The sequence below is a fragment of the Thermanaeromonas sp. DSM 22490 genome, assembly GCF_056378755.1.
Genome location: NZ_JBJHHE010000011.1, coordinates 32,214 through 50,972, shown reverse-complemented (window position 1 = coordinate 50,972; position 18,759 = coordinate 32,214). Strand labels below are relative to the sequence as shown.

Genomic DNA, 18,759 nt, shown 5'->3' with positions numbered 1-18,759 from the left:
CACTCTATCTTCTCCGTTCCTTTATCTCTTGCGTAATCCGAGCAATAAAATCGGTCACCGTTGCGCTGCCAGTGTCGCCTTTGCCCCTTTCACGCACAGCTACTGTACCTTCAGCTACCTCTTTGTCACCTATCACCAGCATATAGGGGATACGCTCCACCTCCGCCGCCCGGATTTTATACCCGATCTTTTCGTTGCGTTCGTTTACTTCGGCCCTTACACCGGCCTCCACCAAGGTTTCTCGCACCTTATAAGCGTATTCATGGTGCCGGTCAGCTATAGGAAGGATTTTAACCTGCACCGGAGCCAGCCATACTGGGAAGGCACCCGCATAGTGCTCAATTAAAATGCCTATAAATCTTTCGATGCTGCCGAAAACCACCCGGTGGATCATTACCGGCCGGTGTTTCTGTCCATCTTCACCGATGTAGGTAAGGTCGAACTTCTCAGGCATGAGAAAATCTAACTGTATGGTGCCGCACTGCCAGGTACGGCCCAAGGAGTCTTCCAAGTGAAAATCGATCTTGGGGCCGTAAAAGGCGCCGTCACCTTCATTCACTTTATACTCCATTCCCTTAGCTTCCAGGGCCTGGCGCAAAGCATTAGTAGCCATTTCCCAAATCTCGTCGGAGCCCATGGCATTGTCGGGCTTGGTGGAAAGCTCTACATGGTATTTGAAGCCGAAAAGGCTATAAAATCTATCCACTAAGTCAATAACACCTTGGATTTCGGATTCAACCTGGGAAGGTAACATGAAAATGTGGGCATCATCTTGGGTAAAGGCTCGCACTCGCATCAGGCCATGAAGGACTCCTGATTTCTCGTGACGGTGGACCAGACCCATCTCCGCCAGCCTCAAGGGAAAGTCCCGGTAGCTATGCTGTTCACTTTTATACACCAGGATAGCGCCCGGGCAGTTCATGGGCTTGATGGCATAATCTGTCTCATCTATTTTGGTAAAATACATGTTTTGCCGGTAATGCTCCCAGTGGCCAGATCTTTCCCATAGAGAACGGTGCAAAATTATGGGGGTCCGGATCTCCAGGTACCCGGCCCGGCGGTGCTCTTCCCGCCAAAACTGCTCCAATTCATTGCGCAGCACCATACCTTTGGGATGGAAAAAGGGGAAGCCGGGACCTTCTTCCTGCAGGCTAAAGATACCTAGCTGGGCACCCAGCCGGCGGTGATCCCTCTTTTTGGCCTCTTCCAGGCGCTGCAGATATTCTTCCAAAAGGGACGCCTTGGGAAAAGCAGTACCATAAATGCGCTGTAACATGGGGTTAGCCTCGCTGCCCCGCCAGTAAGCTCCCGCCAGGCTGGTCAATTTTATAGCCTTAAGGTAACCGGTGGACGGTAAGTGGGGGCCGGCGCAGAGATCCAAAAAATCCCCTTGCTGATAAATACTTATAGGAACTCCCTCGGGCAATTCGTTGATAAGTTCAATTTTATAGGGCTCGTCCAGCTCTTTGAAGAGCTCTAGAGCCTCCTGGCGGCTCACCTCTTTGCGCACGAAGGGATAGTCGGCCTTAATAATCCGCCTCATTTCCTCTTCAATGGCCGCCAGGTCATCCGGAGTAAATTTATGCTCGGTGTCAAAGTCATAATAAAATCCATCGCTAATTGCTGGTCCAATACCCAGCTTCGTACCGGGGAAAAGGTGCTTAACAGCCTGAGCTAACACATGGGCAGCGCTGTGGCGATAAGTCAAGCGTCCCCCTTCATCACTAAAGGTTAAAAGCTCCAAGCGGCAGTCATCGGGAAGGGACCGCGTCAAATCCCATACTTCGTCATTCACTCGAGCTGCCAGGGCTTCCTTGGCCAGACGTGGCGACAGGTCTTGAGCCACCTGTAAAGCTGTTATACCGTCCGGATACTCTTTCTGGGAGCCGTCAGGCAAGGTGATGCGCATATTCCTCTATTACCTCCTTTACAACGAAAAAACTCTCGCCCACCAAAGGGACGAGAGTTTCTCTCGTGGTTCCACCCTTCTTCAGGAGCAAATCCTTTGCCCCCCTCTGGCGCCTCGTAACGGTGGCTTTCCGGCCGGGCTTACTCTTTTCGGCCCGGCAGCTCCAGGGCGGTAAGGCTCTCTCCCTTAAAACCCAGGGGTGCTTCCAGCCGCGGCACCCCCTCTCTGGGGGCTGGCGAAAGGCCTTTTTTCCCCTTCCTTGCCATTAGTCTATATTCTAGTACAAGCTAAATTATAGCCAGGGACTGCATTAATTGTCAAGAAAAGAGAATTAACATGGCTTGTATCCAACCGATAATAAATCCCAAGACTCCACCTAAAATCTCGATATAGCGCAGCTCGCGGGAGGCCACAGCTATTATCAGTTCTTCAACCTTTTCCAGATCCAGCCTGTTCAATTTCTCGGCCAACATTTTCCCCAAGGAATATTCCTGAGCGGAGGGTAAAAATTCCTTCTCCAACCTTTGCAGGAATCCGGGAACTTCCCGGCGGATGGTCTCTTCTAAAGCATGGCTCACTGCCTGTTTTAAAGCCGGCGGCAAGAAAGGGGGAAAGCGCTCCTCTACCCTCTGGCGCACCAGCTCACCTACTAAAGTACCCACCCGCTCTTCCACAGCCGAGGTCTTAAGTCGATTTATAATCTCATCCAGGGGAAGAAGATCTTTGTCTATTACCGCAGCTAGGCTGGCGGCTATCTCGGCCCGTCGTTTAGGAATGAGCCCTTGCAAAGTCCAAAAAAGAAACCTGTAAGGGCGTCGCGGGCGAAAGAGCAGACGAATGGCCAAAACATTAGTTATCCACCCGATAAAAGCCCCTAAAAGGGGAATAACTAACCATTTAAACACAAACTCACCCCGCCTGATAATAACAGATAGCGGGGTAAAAAACAAGGTACTAAAACTTATGCAAAAGTTGGCGACACCGATTGCAGCCATTGCACACAGTTACTCGTTCACCAAAGACGTTTTTTATGGTATTAATGATACTCCTGGCTTTTCCTTTTTCGCTCCCGTGCAAGATCACCTGGCGCGGCGCCAGGGTAATCAGGGCGCTCAGCAAAAGGTCTTCATAATTCAGTTCGCTATCCCCCACATCAACGATAAAACCTTCCAGGTAATCCCTCTCTAAGCTTTTATTTTCCCCATCATATAGCTGAAAGCCTCCCTTGGGGCTTAAAACCACATGGACCTTTTCTACCCGTGGCTCCTGGATTTCTACAAAATACCTGAGGACGCAAATGAATTCATCGTATTCTTTTTCCATAATATATTCTTCGACAGCCTCTTCCGCGGCCTGTTCCAGTTCTAACAAATAATCAGGAAGGCGAAACTGAACAAAACCGTCAATATTTAGGTAGTTATTATCTTGCAGATACTCTTTAAGCCGCCTAGCCAAGAGTTCTCCGCGCGAGTAAGATCCTTGCACGCAACCTTTCTCTTCTTGTTCTAAAATTTTTTTTGCCCGGAAGCAAAGATCTCTAGCTTCTTGCTTTTCCTCAACTTCATATTGATTCCAAATAATTTTTTCCAGGAGCTCTTCCTCTACCACTTCGATAATAAAGGCCGCTACACTATGGGCCACTTGCTCCTGAAATTGCTTTCTAGTTTTGGCCGAAAGTGAACTTTTCCCTGTAGTTATGTGGCACCGGCAGAAATTAAAGCCCCCCATCTGCCACTGTTGGAGGCTCAATTCTTTTCCTAGCAGGCTATAAAGTTTAGTAACGAGGACATCCGGCGACCTAGCTGTTGCCAGGAGTATGCTCATGGGTTACACCCCCTTGTGGTGATATTATATGTGCCCCTCCATTTTTGTATACAACTCCTACTCCGGCAACATATCATGGAAATAAAAGGCCAAAAAATAAATATAAACCTCCCGTAACCAAAAGTTAAGGCTGGAGATGTACGCTCCAGCCTTAACTTTTGGGCTTATCTGTAATTTACGCGCTTCATCTGATAGCAGTCCCGGCAATAGACAGGACGATCGGACCTCGGTTCAAAGGGCACCTCCGTCAACGCTCCACAGCGGCTGCATGTCGCACGGTACATGGTCCGCCGGCCAGAAAAACCATTGCGGCCGGAGTTCCGCTGCTTCCTGGCAGCTCGACACGCAGGACAACGGGAAGGCTCGTTAGTAAAACCCTTTTCCTGGAAAAATTCCTGCTGCCCTGCTGTAAACACAAACTCAGCCCCACATTCCTTGCAGGTCAAAACTTTGTCCTTGAACACTTCTAACCCTCTCCTTGAATTTTTACTCCCTAAAGTAACGGACCCGTACCGACACTTTTGACTGTTAAAGTTTGGGGCCGAGCCGTTCACTTTTAGAGGCTTTAAAAAATAAAAGCAACCTGCGGGCTTTAGCCCTTCGGTTGCCTTCTTGCGCTGGTGGGCTCGGCAAGGATTGAACTTGCGACCCCCTCCGCGTCAAGGAGGTGCTCTCCCACTGAGCTACGAGCCCACACTTGACGATTTTTATTATGCCTTAAAATATCTCTAAAGTCAAGGCTTTTAGGCCTGAGTTATCCCCAGTTTTTAGGTCTAAATCTCTAGAAGATCCACTGTGAATACCAGGTTACAGCATTATCTTTCCCTGGGATACCACTAGTTTCCCGTCCAGGTACAGATCGGGGGCCAGGATAACTCCGTCAATATGCACACCTGCCCTCACCCGGCCTCCAAAAGTGGCGTTGTCTCCAAAGGCAAGATGCACCGTTCCGTATACTTTCTCATCTTCTAAGATGATACCTGAAACTCTGGCCCGGTCGTTGGTGCCTATGCCCAATTCCGCAAGATTTCTGGCTTCCGGAGAATCTCCTAGAAGTTGCAGCAGTTGCTGGCCTTCAGGGCCCTGAGCTTCTAGTAGAACTCCCCCTTTAATTACCACTTTTACAGGACCGCTCAACCGCCCAATACCCGCTATAGAGCCGTCGATAATCGTTTCCCCTTCTGCGCTCCCCTCTACGGGCGCAATGTAAGCTTCACCTGAAGGTAGATTTCCCGATTCTCCTGGGCGTCGATAAAGGCCGGTGCTAGCTATTCCCCTCCGCCCTTCAAGGGAAAGCTTCAATTCTAAGCCATCTTTTACTACAACAGCTGTTTTGGCTTCGGAAAGAAGCCCAGCCAGTGCAGTGGTCCTCCGGGCTACCTCTTCGTAGTCGGCTGCCACGGCCCCTTCAAAAAACATCTCTTCGGTGATGCCCGGCATGGTAGCCACCCGGGCTCCGGCTTCACAGGCCTTAAGTCTTGCCTGGGTGTGCGTTAAAGAATATTGGGTGGGGCAAAGGACTACGTCAGACTTTTCCATGGCTGCCGCCACGGGCAGGGGAGGCTCGGCCCCGTGCCGTCCGGTGGGAGCCATTTTAATTAATACCGCCGAAGCTCCAATCTCTTCTCCGGCTTGGAAAATGGCTTCGCCAATGGTGACAGCCGAGGTATCAGTTACTACCAGTAGTCTTTCGCCTTTCTGCAAAGCCATAGAGCTTAGCAAGAGCCTTTTAGCCACAGCTTTTAAATCGTTCAAAACTACTTACCCTCCCTTAGGCTATCAATTCCTGGAGAGTACGAGCCAGAACTGTACGCGGCAATATCACCGGTACGCCAGCGTAGTGCCTTACTTCCTTCTTCATTTCCACGTTAAATCCGATACAGTCAAGCACTATTACCTCTGCCTGCCACTCCCTAAGGGAAGAGGCAGCGCGCCAGATTTCTTCCCTCGGTCCATAGGGCGAGGCAGCTTCCACCGCCAGAATTTCTCCTACTCCGGCCCAGCGCGCCCTTGCTTGCTCTTCCTGGTCTTTATCCGGAACTATAACCCCTAGTCGCCTTCCCGTAGCTATACCTGAAGTGAAGTGATGTAAGATAACCTGGGGCTTTAAGATTAACCTGGGACAGGAAAAGTTAGGAAACTCACCAGTACACAGCAATACGATCATTTCGGCTCCTTCAGCAACGAGCCTATCGATCTGGGCTTGCATTCTCGGTACAATATACCTCTCGGCTATTTTTACTGAACTCCCGTCCCTCAACCGGGTAACTAATACATAATCCTCGGGGCCTGGCGCCAGCGCCGCGATTTCTTCATAGGTCAACCCATCCAAGGCTCCACCTTCGATTATCTCTATATTTTCCCCGAGAATTTCCTTCATTTCCGGCACAACATCCACACGCGGTGACTGGCCTATGGTAATAGCGCCTACCTTACGTACCACTCTAGTACCCCTCTCTTTCCGTGTTTCCAGGCACAAGTATGGTGTACCCGGCAACCTTCGCTTCCAGCCTCACACTCTAAAAGGCTTGCCGGGCTACCGCTGGTCTCTGCGCCTTTAACAGCTAAAGCAGCCAGCACTGCCTTTTCTACCTCTTCTGGCTCTCCCTCAACGACCATAGTCGTCGAGCCTTCCGCTCCGCTTATCCCGCCTCTGCCTATAACAGTACATTTTACCCTGGCTATAATCTCCAGGGCTTCTTTTTCTGTTACTATTCTCCCTACCAGCGGTACAAGCCCTACAGCCATGCCCATGGACCAATCTGTAGCTTTAATCCCAGAACACCGGACAGCCTCATCTACGCTACCGGGAATCAGCTTTTCCAGGCCGCAAGCTATAATGATTTTACATCCCTGAGCCATAAGGCCAGCCAGCCCTTTCCCGGGTTCACCTCCTAAAGGCCGCCCCAGCATTATGGCCGCCCGGCCACCAGCGTCAATGGCGTTAGCGCCAATGATAGCCACATCTGAAGGTCCCAAGGTAGTGACTGCTTCCGCAAAACAATCATCGATATTGCGAGATACGCCCTTTTCCAGAAGGATACTGTGGGCCGCCTCGTCGCGCCGCCCCGTCTTCGTTCCCCTCGGGCTAACGCGTCCTGAGATACGCAAAGTGATTCCCGAAAGCTCCTCGGCCACAGCCGAAACGGTGGTCCCTCCCTTTAGGAGGATACGACCATTTTCCAAGGCTTGCTTAACCTCCGGCAGGGTGGCAATGGCCCTGGCGATAATACGCTTGGCTTCAGCTACAGTCAAGGTCACTTGTGCCCGCATATTCCTTTTTTCTCCCCAAAGTCTGCAAGTGATTCATAGGCCCGTAAAGCTCTTTCAACCGCTCAAACTCTTCCTCATCGTAGAAGCGACACTTGCCTTTCCCGAAGGCTTTAGCCACCTCTAGGCAGAAGCGAACTGCAGCTTCAATATCTATAAGGTGGCTCGCACCAGTAGCACACCCCGGCACCGGTACCTCGGCCGTAATGGCCACACCCACTACCGGGGCTGCTGTAGCTGTGGAGGGCTGTAAGATGCTATTCAAGTGGTAGAGGCCGTTGCCATAAGGTGTAATATCCTGGGTAGTAATGGGAAAAACCACAGGTAACTTGCCGGTAACAATTTGCATTAAATCGAGCAGATCTTCGCTTACGCGCAAGATATATCCTTCTTTAACGGTTGGGGAGATAGCAAAACCGCGGTGGTTGATTACCCTGTTCCCTTTAGTGGTATCCACGGAAAGGATAGCCTCCATAGCCGGGTCCACTTCGTTCCGGTTCATCTCGGCAATATCCACTGGCGAATCCATGAAAGGTACCGGGTCATGGGGCTGAGTGGGTGCATCGGGACATATATGAGTAGCGATAATTACGTCACCCTCCAGTACATCCCCTTTTTGCTGCATGTTAGCCAATTTCAATGCGGCCGCAACTGCCGTCAAGGCACCATCGCCGTCGGACACAAAACCTATCCTTTCTGGTCTTGCACCTAACCCCCCCAATCGCCCTATTATCCCTAAAGTAGGTGCACTACCGCCTTGGGACTTGCCGTTCCTTCCCTTTACCACCGCCTTAATAAAATCCGTGGTACCTTTGGACCCCTTAATGCGTGTCACTGTTACCTCTTCCAGGCCGGCCCCTTTAAGCAGGTCTGCCACTTCATAACCGTTGACATAAGCGCTGTCCAGGAGTTCGTAAACTTCTAGGACTTGCTTAAGAGCCATAGCCCTGCACCTCTCCTTCCGAAAATATATAATCTGGAAATATATATTTGATTACTTCTTTACCTGTAGCTTTTTCCAAGGCGAGGAAAAGCTCAGGATGCTTCATTCCGCTACCCAGAATAAGCTCATTACGGGCAACATGCAAAATAGCAACCTCCTGCCCCTCCCTTACCTCCGCTGAAGATACAGGTAGTCCAGTGTTAATATCTAGTGTAGCCAGCAGGTCCGGAAAAGTTCCTATTCTTTGGTTATCCACTTCCAGGGTAATATACTCGTTCCAGAAGGTGAGCTCCGCCAGCTTATGATTGTTCTGGACTATTACTTTTCCCACGTCGAATCCCCCGGCAGTTTCGAGGCTGACAGAAGCCACCCGACCCGTAAACACCACTTTCCCCCGCAAAGCTTCGGCCGCAGCTTCAATGGCCTGCCAGGCACCTTTTTCGCGGGCTGCCAGCATAGCCCTGCCAACCCTAATGCACTTGCTTATGGCACCTGCAGCAGAGTTTTCCCTGGCGTACCTCACAGTGACCGGGTTTCTAGCTACAGCCACCAGCCCGCCAGCTTGAATTGAAGCCTGCCTCACTATGCTAGCGGATACATCCAGCGAACCGCTCACGAATACTTCAACATAGCTTTTTGTCTGGGGATTTCCGCCGACAGCCACCTGCTGGGAAATGTACCCGGCCACCTTATGAAGACCCATGGAACCCATAAGTCCGGTAGGGTGGGCTCTACCATTGCAGGGAGCATCCACCAGGGGTATACCCAGGGCTGCCGCTTGTATCCACCCGTTAACGCTGGCCAAACCACCGCATTCATTGCTGATTAAGCCCCTAATCGGCTCCCCCGTAAATTTCACAAATAGTTCAACGGCACGAATATAGTGTACTGGCCGGACGTAAGCTGTCCGGGCTGCGGGTGCTCCCACAGCTGAAACTGTTAGAAGAGTAGCTTCTTCGGGAAGGTCTTTCAGATCTATTAGTTCGGGGGTACCAAGCTCTAAGGCTAGGCGGCCGAGCTTACGCCCCCATTCCATAGATCCTCCCCCACCGCCGCCCAGGACAGCTCCACCCAATACAGCTGCTTCTAAATCCTCGTAATCAAGTACCATCCTTGAAGCCATGCCTCTTTCTCCTTTACCCTACTTCCATTTGGCCTTGAATACTGAGTTGAAGAAGCCATAAAGAGCGTCCCCCGCAATAAAACCAGCAGCTAGAATGGTCATGGGGGTTTCCGCATCCTTGCCTACTAGCTTAAGGACCAAAACGCGAATGATGATGCCCGCTAGCACAGCGTAACCTGCTAGTGGATTAAGAATTAGAAGACCTGTAGCTAACATTATACCCAACTGCCTTTCGGAACCGCCCAAGGCCTGTATCAAAGCCCCCGGGATAGCCCATAACACTAGGTTCTTTACAATAGTGGCGTCAACACCTGCCTTAATGGTGGCCACATAAACCCGGTCGACAGGCGGGAACAAATCCTGGCGGAAATAAATATCGTGGAAGAAAGTAACCATTATCCAGGCTACAGCTAGACCCACGAGACCGGCCAGAAATTGTTGCCAGCGCCCTTCCAGCTCAAATTGACGGTTGCGCCCACCACCCCTCAAGATCCATCCTGCCTTTAGGTCGTAACCGGCGTCAGCAAAAGCCGGGCCCCCAGAGGCGACAAATCCTACCAGAAGGGCCAGGGCAGGCGCTGGGAATCCAAAAGCAATGCCTAAGACTAGAAAGATAAGTGCTGTGGCAAAAGCCGGAAACCATCCAGCATGCATGGCCGAAAGTCCAACGATAAATTCGGCCAGGATGCAGGAAACCGCAGCAAAAACTGCCCAAAACAGAAGTTGCCAGGCCGGCATTTCGGCATATAAGCCACCCACCACGGCTAAAAGGAGGGCCGCAGCTATATAAAGACCGAAACCGCGGGCTAACCCTCGGGTAACTTCTTTTTCGTCTCTTGTGTAATCGCTAGAGGAAGCAGCCTCAGCAGACTCCAATGTACCTTTTCTTCCTTTAAGGAGAATGGCGACTATCTGAATACCAGCCACCAAGCCGGCACCGATCATCATTCCGTGGGGGATGTAAAGCTTATTAATATCCAGACCAAAAAGAACCTTAGAATAACCTCTAAGTAGGAGACCTACTCCAAACATAGCTAGGGCCCAAACATTGCCGATAAAAGCTACGCCAAGGGCGGACATGGAAACCTTAAAGTGTGACCCAATAAGCCCGATGATAGTACCCAATACCAGGAATTTGGCCCTTTTCCCACCTTCATCGCCAGCATAGATGGCTTCGGCTGCAGCCACCCCCGGTGGCCAGGCTGCTTTTCCGGGAAAAACGCGTGAATCGAAGAACCAGTAAAGCATAGCCAGGTCAATAAGCATACCCATAGTCGCGCCAATAAGCATAGGAATAACTAGGTCGGGCCGACCCAAAAGGTAAGGAATACCGATAGGGAGAAGCAAAGAATTTGCCGCCCCAAAGGTAGCGCTGGAAATGTTTGATTGGACGAGGTTCTGGCGGTGAATCGAGCGATATTTAGCAAACCACTGCCCGGGAATGCGGGAAAGAGCAATAGCCACGAGTACACCGATAATAGAAGTATTGGGAGTCACCCCAAGGGTTGTAAGTATCTGCAGGCCAATGATAGCTCCAAGAATAGAAAGGATAATATTAACAATAAGGACCGCAGGTTCGAAGGCTTTGGGATGTGTTTCTTCTCGAAAGTTCTTATCCATGCAACCATTCCTCCTTTTATCATTATTTTTGCAAAGCATACCACGCCATAAGTCCCCCAGCTTCAACAGCATCGACCACTTGTACAGCCAAATGTCTTCTTATTTCCCTAGCCAGCCCAATAGTAGAATACCCCGTACATGCCAAGACAATAACATCTGCTCCCCTTTGGACTAACCTTTCGGCTGCCTTCATGGCTTGCTCTTTACCGGCAGGCTTCATAAGGTCCGTAGTATTTTCTACACCCTCCGGCTTCGCTTCAGCCACCAAACGCTGGCCAAGAATCGAGGTTAAAGCGAGGGGAGTGGTCTCGGTAAGGTTCAGTACACCAATGTTGTTCCCCAGGGCCAAGGCCACTGCAGCTGCCGCCGAACCCGCACCGATAACCGGAACTCTACACTCCGCTCTCACCTCCTTCAAAGCAGGATCAGCAGCGCAACTTATAAATATTGCTTCAGCCCCTTCGCTCTCTGCTTGGCGGGCTAAGCTCACTATCTTGGGCACAGCTAGTCTTTCGGTCTCCTCGTTATAAATACCCTTGGGTTGGTCAGGAATGCAGTAACTCCGCGTGGCAAGCCCAAATCTCTCGGTAATTATACGTCCGTGGGCATTAAGAAAATTTTCATCGTTTGTAGTGAGCACACGAATAACTGCAAGCACACTTAAATCCTCCCTAATGAAAACTCCTTGGTCCAAATAATAAAAAGAAAACCGCCAGGCTTCTACGGCCAGGCGGCATAAAAAAAGGGGCTGTAATTTGTGCAATATGTCCAAAATCACTGGCCGGCTTTCACCAACACCCGGGCCTTCAAAGCTAGCCAAAGAGAAAGTCTTTCATCAGGCGCCTCGAGGTCGCGTCCCAGAATTTCCTCAATACGTTTTAAACGGTAACGCAAGGTATTGCGATGAATGTAGAGCCTCTCGGCTGTAGCTACCACATTCCCCTGGCACTCGAGGTAAACCTGGAGAGTTTCTAAAAGCACCTCGCGATTTTTAACCTCTGGGCGGTCCAGCGGCCCAAGGACCGACTGGCAAAACCTTTCCAGGGCTTCTCCTGACTGCCCTAAAACCGAATAAATCTCCACATCCTCCCAAAAGGCAACCATCCCTTTGCCCCTGAGGCGCCGTGCCAGCCGTATAGCGTTCCTTGCTTCCTGATACCTGGCCCCGATTTCCATAGGCTCCCTAGCTATAGAACTGATACCAATAGAGACAGTTATCCCTTTCAATTCCTGAGCAATTTTACCCTGGATACTTAGACCTAGCTCGTGTAGCTCTCTTCTGAACTTGACCCAATTCTCTCTCTTATAGGGTTCTTTCCCAGTAACCGGCAAAATGGCTACAACGCTATCGCTCCGCTGTACCGTCAAGGCTCGCCGGTCGAAGGCCATAAGGGAGGAATTCACTATCCGGTGAAAACTTCGTTTCAATTTCTCAGCGTTTATTTCATATTCAACTGGGCATTTAGATTTAAATAGATAGTCAGCAAAATTATCAATATCTATGGCCATGATAACTTTAGGTTCTTCCAGGCAAATGCCCAGAGCCTCAGCCCGGCTTATGGCCAGTTCACGGTGGCGAAAGGCCCCAGCTATTAGATCTTCCAACAAGTCCCGGCGAAGACTCCTCTGCGCCTCCGCGACCGCCTCTTCCTTTACCATCTGGAGAGCAGTTACTGTTACTGCATGCTCCAGGGCAATGTAGTTTAACTCGCTAAGAGGAGTCTGCATATCAACCAGCACATATCCATAGCGCCGACCCCTAACCTCCACTGGAGCAGCAAAGTACCGTTGCCGCGTTCCCTTGTGCCAAACAGCAACTTCTATCCCTTTAGCAGATAAGCTAACCCGCCTGGCTTCTTCTGGTGACAACTCGAATGGTTCTGAGGAGGGTCCTTTACCGGCCTCAGCCAGGGGCTTCAATTCCTCATTACAGATAACTACTTCGCGTTCTATTAGTGCTGCCAAGGCCTGAGCTACTGCCTGAAGATTGCTTGCTTCCAAAGCCACCTGGGTAAGTTTGCGGTGAACCTTTTCGGAGTACTCAAGGTGCTTCGATTGCTCAAAGATTATAGCCGCCATTACCGGATGAGTAATATCAATAAACGGGACGTCATTAGGCACGCTTATAAGGGGCAACTGTAGCTTGTCCGCGAGCCGGCACATTTCCTCTGGAATAGTGCCTATAAACCGACCAAACTTTATAGCTAAGGCCGCCCCGTCGACCCCCGCCATTTCACGCAGAAGATTTAACTGGGCTTGCAGATCATTTTGCATCGCATAACATGTGGTAACAAGGAGCTCGTTCGGCCTGAGCCACCCCCGGGGATCAGGTACCTCAAGGATATCTACGCATTTGATTACACGGTCCAGGCCTGCCTTACCAGCTACCAAAGTAGCCTTTTGCAATCCTCCCAATTTTAAAGCTTCTCTAACTGTTATCCCCATCTGCTTTCACTCCGCGTTTTTTGCCAATTATTTGCTTTAATCAGCAAACCTGATACCCATAGCCCGGGCCGTTCGGATGAAAGGATAGTCCAGGGGTTACCGTTTGGGACTTGCCGGCAGCTTCTTCACCTCTCCACCACCCCACAACGGGCATAAACTTAAGCTTTAATAAGCCAGGCTTTCTATTCTATGTCATCCCCTGTAATCGGGAAAACTCGGCCGCGTTATAGGAACTGCGCACAAAAGGGGCGGAGGCTACATAAAGGAATCCCATTTTACGGCCTGTTTCGGCGTAATAATCAAACACCTCCGGTGGAATAAACTCTTTCACCTCTAGGTGCTGGGGCGAAGGCCGCAAATATTGCCCGATGGTTAAAATGTCACAATTTACTTCCCGCAAGTCCGCCATAACCTGCTCCACTTCTTCCCTGGTTTCCCCCAGACCTACCATAAGACCTGACTTGGTGTAAATGCCGGGTGCCAGCTCTTTTACAGTCCGCAATACTTCGAGACTACGCCGGTAGTCAGCCTCCGGCCGTACCCGGGGATACAGCCGCGGCACTGTTTCCACGTTATGGTTAAAAATATGGGGTTGGGCCTCAACCACGGAAGCGATAGCCTTTCTTTCCCCTTGAAAATCAGGGGTTAGTACCTCTATTATAGCGTGGGGCAGTTTTTCCCGTAGGGCTTGGATAGTGGCAGCAAATTGTCCTGCCCCGCCATCCGGCAAGTCATCTCGGGTCACGGAAGTTACTACTACATGTTTTAGCCCCAATCTAGCCGCCGCTTCAGCTACCCTACGCGGTTCCTCAGGATCCAACAGCTCCGGCTGGCCCCCTTCTACAGCGCAAAAACGGCAGTTACGGGTGCAAACTTTGCCTAAAATCATAAAAGTAGCTGTCCGGCGCGCAAAACACTCTCCCAGATTGGGACAGAGAGCGCTCTCACATACAGTGTTAAGTTTCAACTCTTGTAACAACTTCCTGGTGGCTTCTAGGCTTCCTGACGCCGGAATCCTTTTGTGCAGCCAGGGTGGCAACCGTTTGACCAAGGCCGTGACTTGCTCCCCTTTCCCTGTTAAATAGTTAAATAAAAACATTATTTGCCCGCTCCCAGAGGAGCGGGTAATTAATCTAGAAGCAGTCTTTAAGAATGGATGCTCATGCCGTGGACAGCTTCCGCCGCTTCCATCACGGCTTCGGCCAGGGTAGGATGGGCATGGATGCAGGCCGCCAGCTCTTGGGCCTTTATCCCCTGGGATACCGCCAGCGTGCCCTCGGCAATGAGTTCCGTAGCATGGGCTCCCATAATATGCACTCCCAGTATCCGGTCGCTTTCGGCATCGGCCACTATTTTGACCATCCCCTCGGTTTCACCGCTGGCCTGAGCCTTGCCGCTGGCCTGGAAGGGAAATTTACCTACCTTCACTTTAAAGCCCCGCTTTTCGGCTTCTTCCTGACTTAATCCTACACTGGCGATCTCGGGTGAGGTAAAAATGCAGCTGGGCACCGCATCGTAGTTTACCTTAGTTGGCCTACCTAAAATGGTCTGCACTGCCGCTATGCCCTGGGCTGAAGCTACATGAGCCAGTTGAATTTTGTTGGTCACATCGCCAACAGCGTACACCCCTTCTATATTCGTGCGCAAATAATCATCCACCAGGATTTCGCCCCTGGAACCCAGGGCTACGCCGATTTCTTCCAGTCCTAACCCCGAAGTATTGAACCTGCGGCCAATAGAAATTAGCACTTTGGCTGCGTAAAGCTCTTCCCCGGTAGCTAAGGTTAACTTCACGAGGCCCCCCTCATCGCGCACGGCAGTAACCTGAACACCTGTTTTTATCTCTACTCCCATACGTTTAAGGAACATCTGGTAACGCCGGGCCAACTCCCCATCTATCATGGGCAGAATGGTAGGCATGGCCTCCACTATGGTCACTTTCACGCCCAAGGTGCTAAAAAGAGTAGCAAACTCACACCCGATAACCCCGCCACCAATGATAAGCAGGCTTTCGGGCAAAGCGGTCCACTCCAAAGCTTCAGTACTGGTAACTACACTTTGGCCATTGTATCCCAGAGAAGGCAGGAGAGCGGGCTCCGAGCCGGTCGCCAGTATAATATTTTCGGCTTCGATTTCTTGAACTTGGCCGTTATCTCCCGTTATAGCAATACGCCGGGCACTGCGCAAACAAGCCCTTCCGGAGAACAAATCTATTTTATTTTTTTTAAAAAGAAAGGCGATGCCCTGATTTAATTGCTTTACTACTGCATCTTTGCGCGCCGCCAGCCGGCTGTAATCTACAGTATACCCCTGCACCTCAATGCCGAAACTGGCAGCCCGCCTGATCCCCTGGACCAGGGCTGCACCGGCTAATAAGGCCTTGGTCGGTATACAGCCCCGGTTCAAGCAGGTACCCCCCAAGGCACCCTGTTCGATTACCGCCACTTTGGCCCCCAGTTGGGCTGCCCGGATGGCAGCCACATAACCTCCTGGCCCGGCCCCAATGATAGCGATCTTGTAGGTCAAAGGCGCTCCCCCCTAAAACTTGGTTAAATAATGTTCGATCTCCCAAGGATGGACGCGAGTACAATACTCCTCCCATTCTATTCGCTTGGCTTCCATGAAGCGCTCATAAATGTGAGGGCCTAAAGCCTCTATAATTACCGGGTCAGATTTCAACTCCTCCAGCGCTTCGCCCAGGCTAGCCGGCAAAGTCTTTATCCCCAATTTCTGCCGCTCTTCCTCGCTCATATGGTAAATATTACTATTTACAGGCGGCGGTGGGAGGATTTTATTTTTAATCCCGTCCAGTCCTGCCTTGAGCATCACCGCAATGGCCAAATAAGGATTACACGAGGGATCCGGATGGCGTACTTCCAGGCGGGTAGATGCTCCCCGCTTGGCAGGTATGCGGATAAGAGGGCTCCTATTTTTAGGCGACCAGGCAATATATACCGGCGCCTCATATCCCGATACCAGGCGTTTGTAGGAGTTGACCGTGGGATTGGTTATGGCCGTCATCCCCCGCGCATGAAACATCAGGCCGCCTAAGAAATAATAGGCTACCTCGCTTAATTCCAACTCTCCCTGCGGGTCGTAAAAAGCGTTCTTACCATCCCGGAACAGGGAGATATTGCAATGCATCCCTGAGCCGGCTATTCCATAAATGGGCTTAGGCATGAAAGTAGCGTGAAGACCGTGGGTCTGGGCAATGGTCCGCACTACAAATCTGAAAGTAACAATATTGTCTGCTGTTCTTAAGGCATCCGCATATTTAAAGTCTATTTCGTGCTGGCCTGGGGCCACTTCATGGTGAGAAGCTTCAATTTCGAAACCCATCTTTTCCAGGGTAACTACCATATCCCGCCGGGCATCTTCGCCTAAATCTACCGGACTGAGATCGAAATAACCCCCCCGGTCGTGGGTCTCCAAGGTCGGACGTCCATTGGCATCCGTGTGAAATAAGAAGAACTCAGCTTCCGGACCCACGTTCATGGTAAATCCCATGGCCTCGGCCTCAGCAATTACTCGTTTTAAAGTATTCCGAGGGCAACCAATGAAGGGGGTACCATCGGCCTTATAAATATCGCAAATGAGCCGAGCTACTGTACCTTCATGGGGACGCCAGGGGAAGACAGTAAAAGTTGAGGGATCCGGGTGCAAATACATATCGGATTCTTCTATCCGCACAAAACCTTCAATGGAAGAACCGTCAAACATGAGCTCGTTATTTAAGGCCTTGGGAAGTTGGTCTACGGGAATAGCTACATTTTTAAGAACGCCAAAAATATCCGTAAACTGTAAACGTACAAATTTAACACCTAATTCTTCAGCCTGCTGCAGGATCCTTTCCCTGGCTTGGGCCTCAGTCTCTGCCATGCCTCCAAAATCCCCCTCCCAAAATGAGGAAAGCGCCCGGCCAGGCGCCTCCGTTTATACGCTATGATTATATCTTACCTTGGTCCATTCTTCAACAAAATTTTTATCCCTTATGTTGCAGGTTAGCGCAAATGTTCCAAGATCTGGAGAAGTCGAAAGGCCGGCTCATCGGTCAATTTAATGTTCTTCCGGGCCAATTCCCGCAAGCGCTTGATGCGCGCGGTATATTCCTTGTTAATAATAAACTCTACCTCCACACCCTGAGCAGCAAAGGAAGAAGCCAGGCGGGCAAAGCCCTCGGCCAGGCCCCGGGACACCACCGGGGACCAGAGCATAAAAACACAAGTGCGCTCGGGAAAGTTTTGAGCAGCAAAGCGAAGAGCCCGCTGAATTTTATGTTCCACCCTGGCCAGGGTGGCATTATTGCCGTTGCCGTAGAGCATGCCCCTTAAGTGAGTAGCCACTTCACAAAGGTAAACTCGCCCTCCTGCCTGGTCCAGGGCTATAACATCTATTTCCCCCTCATCCATTTGGCAGTTATAAACTACAATTTTACATCCCTCTACATATTTAAAATAAGAACCTACCAAACTTTCCCCGATATCCAAAATATAAAGCCCCCTTAAGCAACCTCCTCTACTCCAGAAAGTTTTTCCGGCCAGGCCAACCAACATACGCCAATGCTGGCTCAAGCCCGGATAAACTGCTCTGCCCGATACCCTAAGCCGGCAGAAATCTCCGCCGCCGTCCGGGTTACCAGCTCTATAGCTAATTGAAGCCTTTCTCCTTCGAGCCGGGCCACAGGTCCCGAAATACTAATGGCAGCGCAAACCTTCCCACTGTGGTCGCGAATAGCGGCTGCCACACAGCGAAGACTATCCATAATCTCCTCGTTATCTATGGCATACCCCTGGGCGCGCACCCTGGCCAGCTCTGCCTCCAAAGCCTTGGGGTCGGTAATGGTGTTCTTGGTAAAACGCGGTAACCCTTTGGTAGCAATAATGCGCCTAACTTCGCTGGGCGGTAGGGAGGCTAGAAGCACCTTGCCCACGCCGGTACAGTGGGCCGGCAACCGCATGCCCACCTGAGATACTATACGCAGGGACTCGCGGCTTTCACGCTTATCGATATACAGCACTTCTCCTTTGTCTAAAACAACTAGATGGACGGTCTCCCCTAGCTCATCTACTAACTTTTGGATATAGGGGGCTGCTACGGTTCGCACATCCCAACCGTGAGCTACAATATTCCCCAGTTCAAAGAGCCTTAAGCCCAGTTTGTATTTCCCAGTAAAGATCGATTGTTCCACGTAACCAAAATCCCGCAAAGTAGAAAGCAGTCCATGGACAGTACTCTTCGCCAGCCCTAGCTTACCGGCAATTTCGTGCAGAGCCAATTCCCCTCGGGCTTCGGCCAGGACATCGATGATTTTCAGCGCCTTAGCTACCGACCTTATTTGGGAAGTCTTCTCCATGGTTTAGAGCCCCCTTACATCACTAACCGGCTGTACGCTATAACCGTATGGTATTCGGCTATATAGATATTAATTCGCTTTATCTATTTAATTTCCTCTCTTTATTTACTGATTTCCAAAACATAGAAAAATGACCTGGTAAAGGTTAGAACCTAACGACCCCAGTTTTACGCCGGATCTATTTCGCTATAATCGAAGACCCTCTCCGCTTCCTCTCCGCTTCTCCTCCCCTTCTGCTCCACTGATAGCGAAACCCTTTTTCGTAAATAATA

At 50.7% G+C, this 18,759-nt stretch carries 17 protein-coding genes and 1 tRNA gene; all 18 read right to left on the bottom strand.

Annotation, left to right across the window (positions count from 1 at the left end):
- Positions 1-4: 4 nt before the first annotated feature.
- The gene (gene thrS, locus AC1BI1_RS08715; protein WP_476716896.1) at positions 5-1,909 is read right to left on the bottom strand and encodes a threonine--tRNA ligase; all 1,905 of its coding nucleotides are present in this window, start codon (positions 1,907-1,909) and stop codon (positions 5-7) included.
- A gap of 317 nt (positions 1,910-2,226) precedes the next feature.
- Positions 2,227-2,814: a DUF445 domain-containing protein gene (locus AC1BI1_RS08710; RefSeq protein ID WP_476716895.1), complete on the bottom strand. Its 588-nt coding sequence runs from the start codon at positions 2,812-2,814 to the stop codon at positions 2,227-2,229.
- A 49-nt stretch (positions 2,815-2,863) separates the two neighbouring features.
- Positions 2,864-3,733 carry a putative sporulation protein YtxC gene (gene ytxC / locus AC1BI1_RS08705; RefSeq protein WP_476716894.1) on the bottom strand — a complete coding sequence of 290 codons (870 nt, stop codon included), beginning with the start codon at positions 3,731-3,733 and terminating at the stop codon, positions 2,864-2,866.
- 164 nt (positions 3,734-3,897) lie between these two features.
- Positions 3,898-4,197, bottom strand: a complete 300-nt coding sequence (locus AC1BI1_RS08700) for a zinc-ribbon domain containing protein (protein ID WP_476716893.1) — start codon at positions 4,195-4,197, stop codon at positions 3,898-3,900.
- Between the two features lie 154 nt (positions 4,198-4,351).
- Positions 4,352-4,426 (bottom strand) — tRNA-Val (locus tag AC1BI1_RS08695).
- 114 nt (positions 4,427-4,540) lie between these two features.
- On the bottom strand, positions 4,541-5,488 hold the full coding sequence (locus AC1BI1_RS08690) for an aminopeptidase (RefSeq protein ID WP_476716892.1): 948 nt from the start codon (positions 5,486-5,488) through the stop codon (positions 4,541-4,543).
- A 16-nt stretch (positions 5,489-5,504) separates the two neighbouring features.
- Complete coding sequence (locus AC1BI1_RS08685) at positions 5,505-6,176, bottom strand: AroM family protein (RefSeq protein WP_476716891.1); 672 nt, start codon at positions 6,174-6,176, stop codon at positions 5,505-5,507.
- Positions 6,161-7,006, bottom strand: a complete 846-nt coding sequence (locus AC1BI1_RS08680; protein WP_476716890.1) for a hypothetical protein — start codon at positions 7,004-7,006, stop codon at positions 6,161-6,163. The genes AC1BI1_RS08685 and AC1BI1_RS08680 overlap by 16 nt, the downstream gene beginning before the upstream one ends.
- Complete coding sequence (locus AC1BI1_RS08675; RefSeq protein ID WP_476716889.1) at positions 6,975-7,946, bottom strand: DUF1177 domain-containing protein; 972 nt, start codon at positions 7,944-7,946, stop codon at positions 6,975-6,977. The genes AC1BI1_RS08680 and AC1BI1_RS08675 overlap by 32 nt, the downstream gene beginning before the upstream one ends.
- On the bottom strand, positions 7,936-9,069 hold the full coding sequence (locus AC1BI1_RS08670; protein WP_476716888.1) for a DUF917 domain-containing protein: 1,134 nt from the start codon (positions 9,067-9,069) through the stop codon (positions 7,936-7,938). The genes AC1BI1_RS08675 and AC1BI1_RS08670 overlap by 11 nt, the downstream gene beginning before the upstream one ends.
- An 18-nt stretch (positions 9,070-9,087) precedes the next feature.
- The gene (locus tag AC1BI1_RS08665; RefSeq protein ID WP_476716887.1) at positions 9,088-10,689 is read right to left on the bottom strand and encodes an OPT/YSL family transporter; all 1,602 of its coding nucleotides are present in this window, start codon (positions 10,687-10,689) and stop codon (positions 9,088-9,090) included.
- A 22-nt stretch (positions 10,690-10,711) separates the two neighbouring features.
- Entirely contained in the window at positions 10,712-11,347 is a 636-nt protein-coding gene (locus AC1BI1_RS08660; RefSeq protein ID WP_476716886.1) for an aspartate/glutamate racemase family protein, read from the bottom strand.
- 116 nt (positions 11,348-11,463) lie between these two features.
- Positions 11,464-13,134 (bottom strand): PucR family transcriptional regulator, encoded by a 1,671-nt coding sequence (locus AC1BI1_RS08655; RefSeq protein WP_476716885.1) that lies wholly within the window; start codon positions 13,132-13,134, stop codon positions 11,464-11,466.
- Positions 13,135-13,321: 187 nt separating this feature from the next.
- Positions 13,322-14,233, bottom strand: a complete 912-nt coding sequence (gene lipA, locus AC1BI1_RS08650) for a lipoyl synthase (protein WP_476716884.1) — start codon at positions 14,231-14,233, stop codon at positions 13,322-13,324.
- A gap of 47 nt (positions 14,234-14,280) precedes the next feature.
- Positions 14,281-15,660 (bottom strand): dihydrolipoyl dehydrogenase, encoded by a 1,380-nt coding sequence (lpdA, locus tag AC1BI1_RS08645; protein ID WP_476716883.1) that lies wholly within the window; start codon positions 15,658-15,660, stop codon positions 14,281-14,283.
- Between the two features lie 12 nt (positions 15,661-15,672).
- Positions 15,673-17,013: a type I glutamate--ammonia ligase gene (gene glnA / locus AC1BI1_RS08640; RefSeq protein WP_476716882.1), complete on the bottom strand. Its 1,341-nt coding sequence runs from the start codon at positions 17,011-17,013 to the stop codon at positions 15,673-15,675.
- A 122-nt stretch (positions 17,014-17,135) separates the two neighbouring features.
- On the bottom strand, positions 17,136-17,621 hold the full coding sequence (locus AC1BI1_RS08635) for a YraN family protein (RefSeq protein WP_476716881.1): 486 nt from the start codon (positions 17,619-17,621) through the stop codon (positions 17,136-17,138).
- A gap of 80 nt (positions 17,622-17,701) precedes the next feature.
- On the bottom strand, positions 17,702-18,487 hold the full coding sequence (locus tag AC1BI1_RS08630; RefSeq protein ID WP_476716880.1) for an IclR family transcriptional regulator: 786 nt from the start codon (positions 18,485-18,487) through the stop codon (positions 17,702-17,704).
- Positions 18,488-18,759 lie beyond the last annotated feature (272 nt).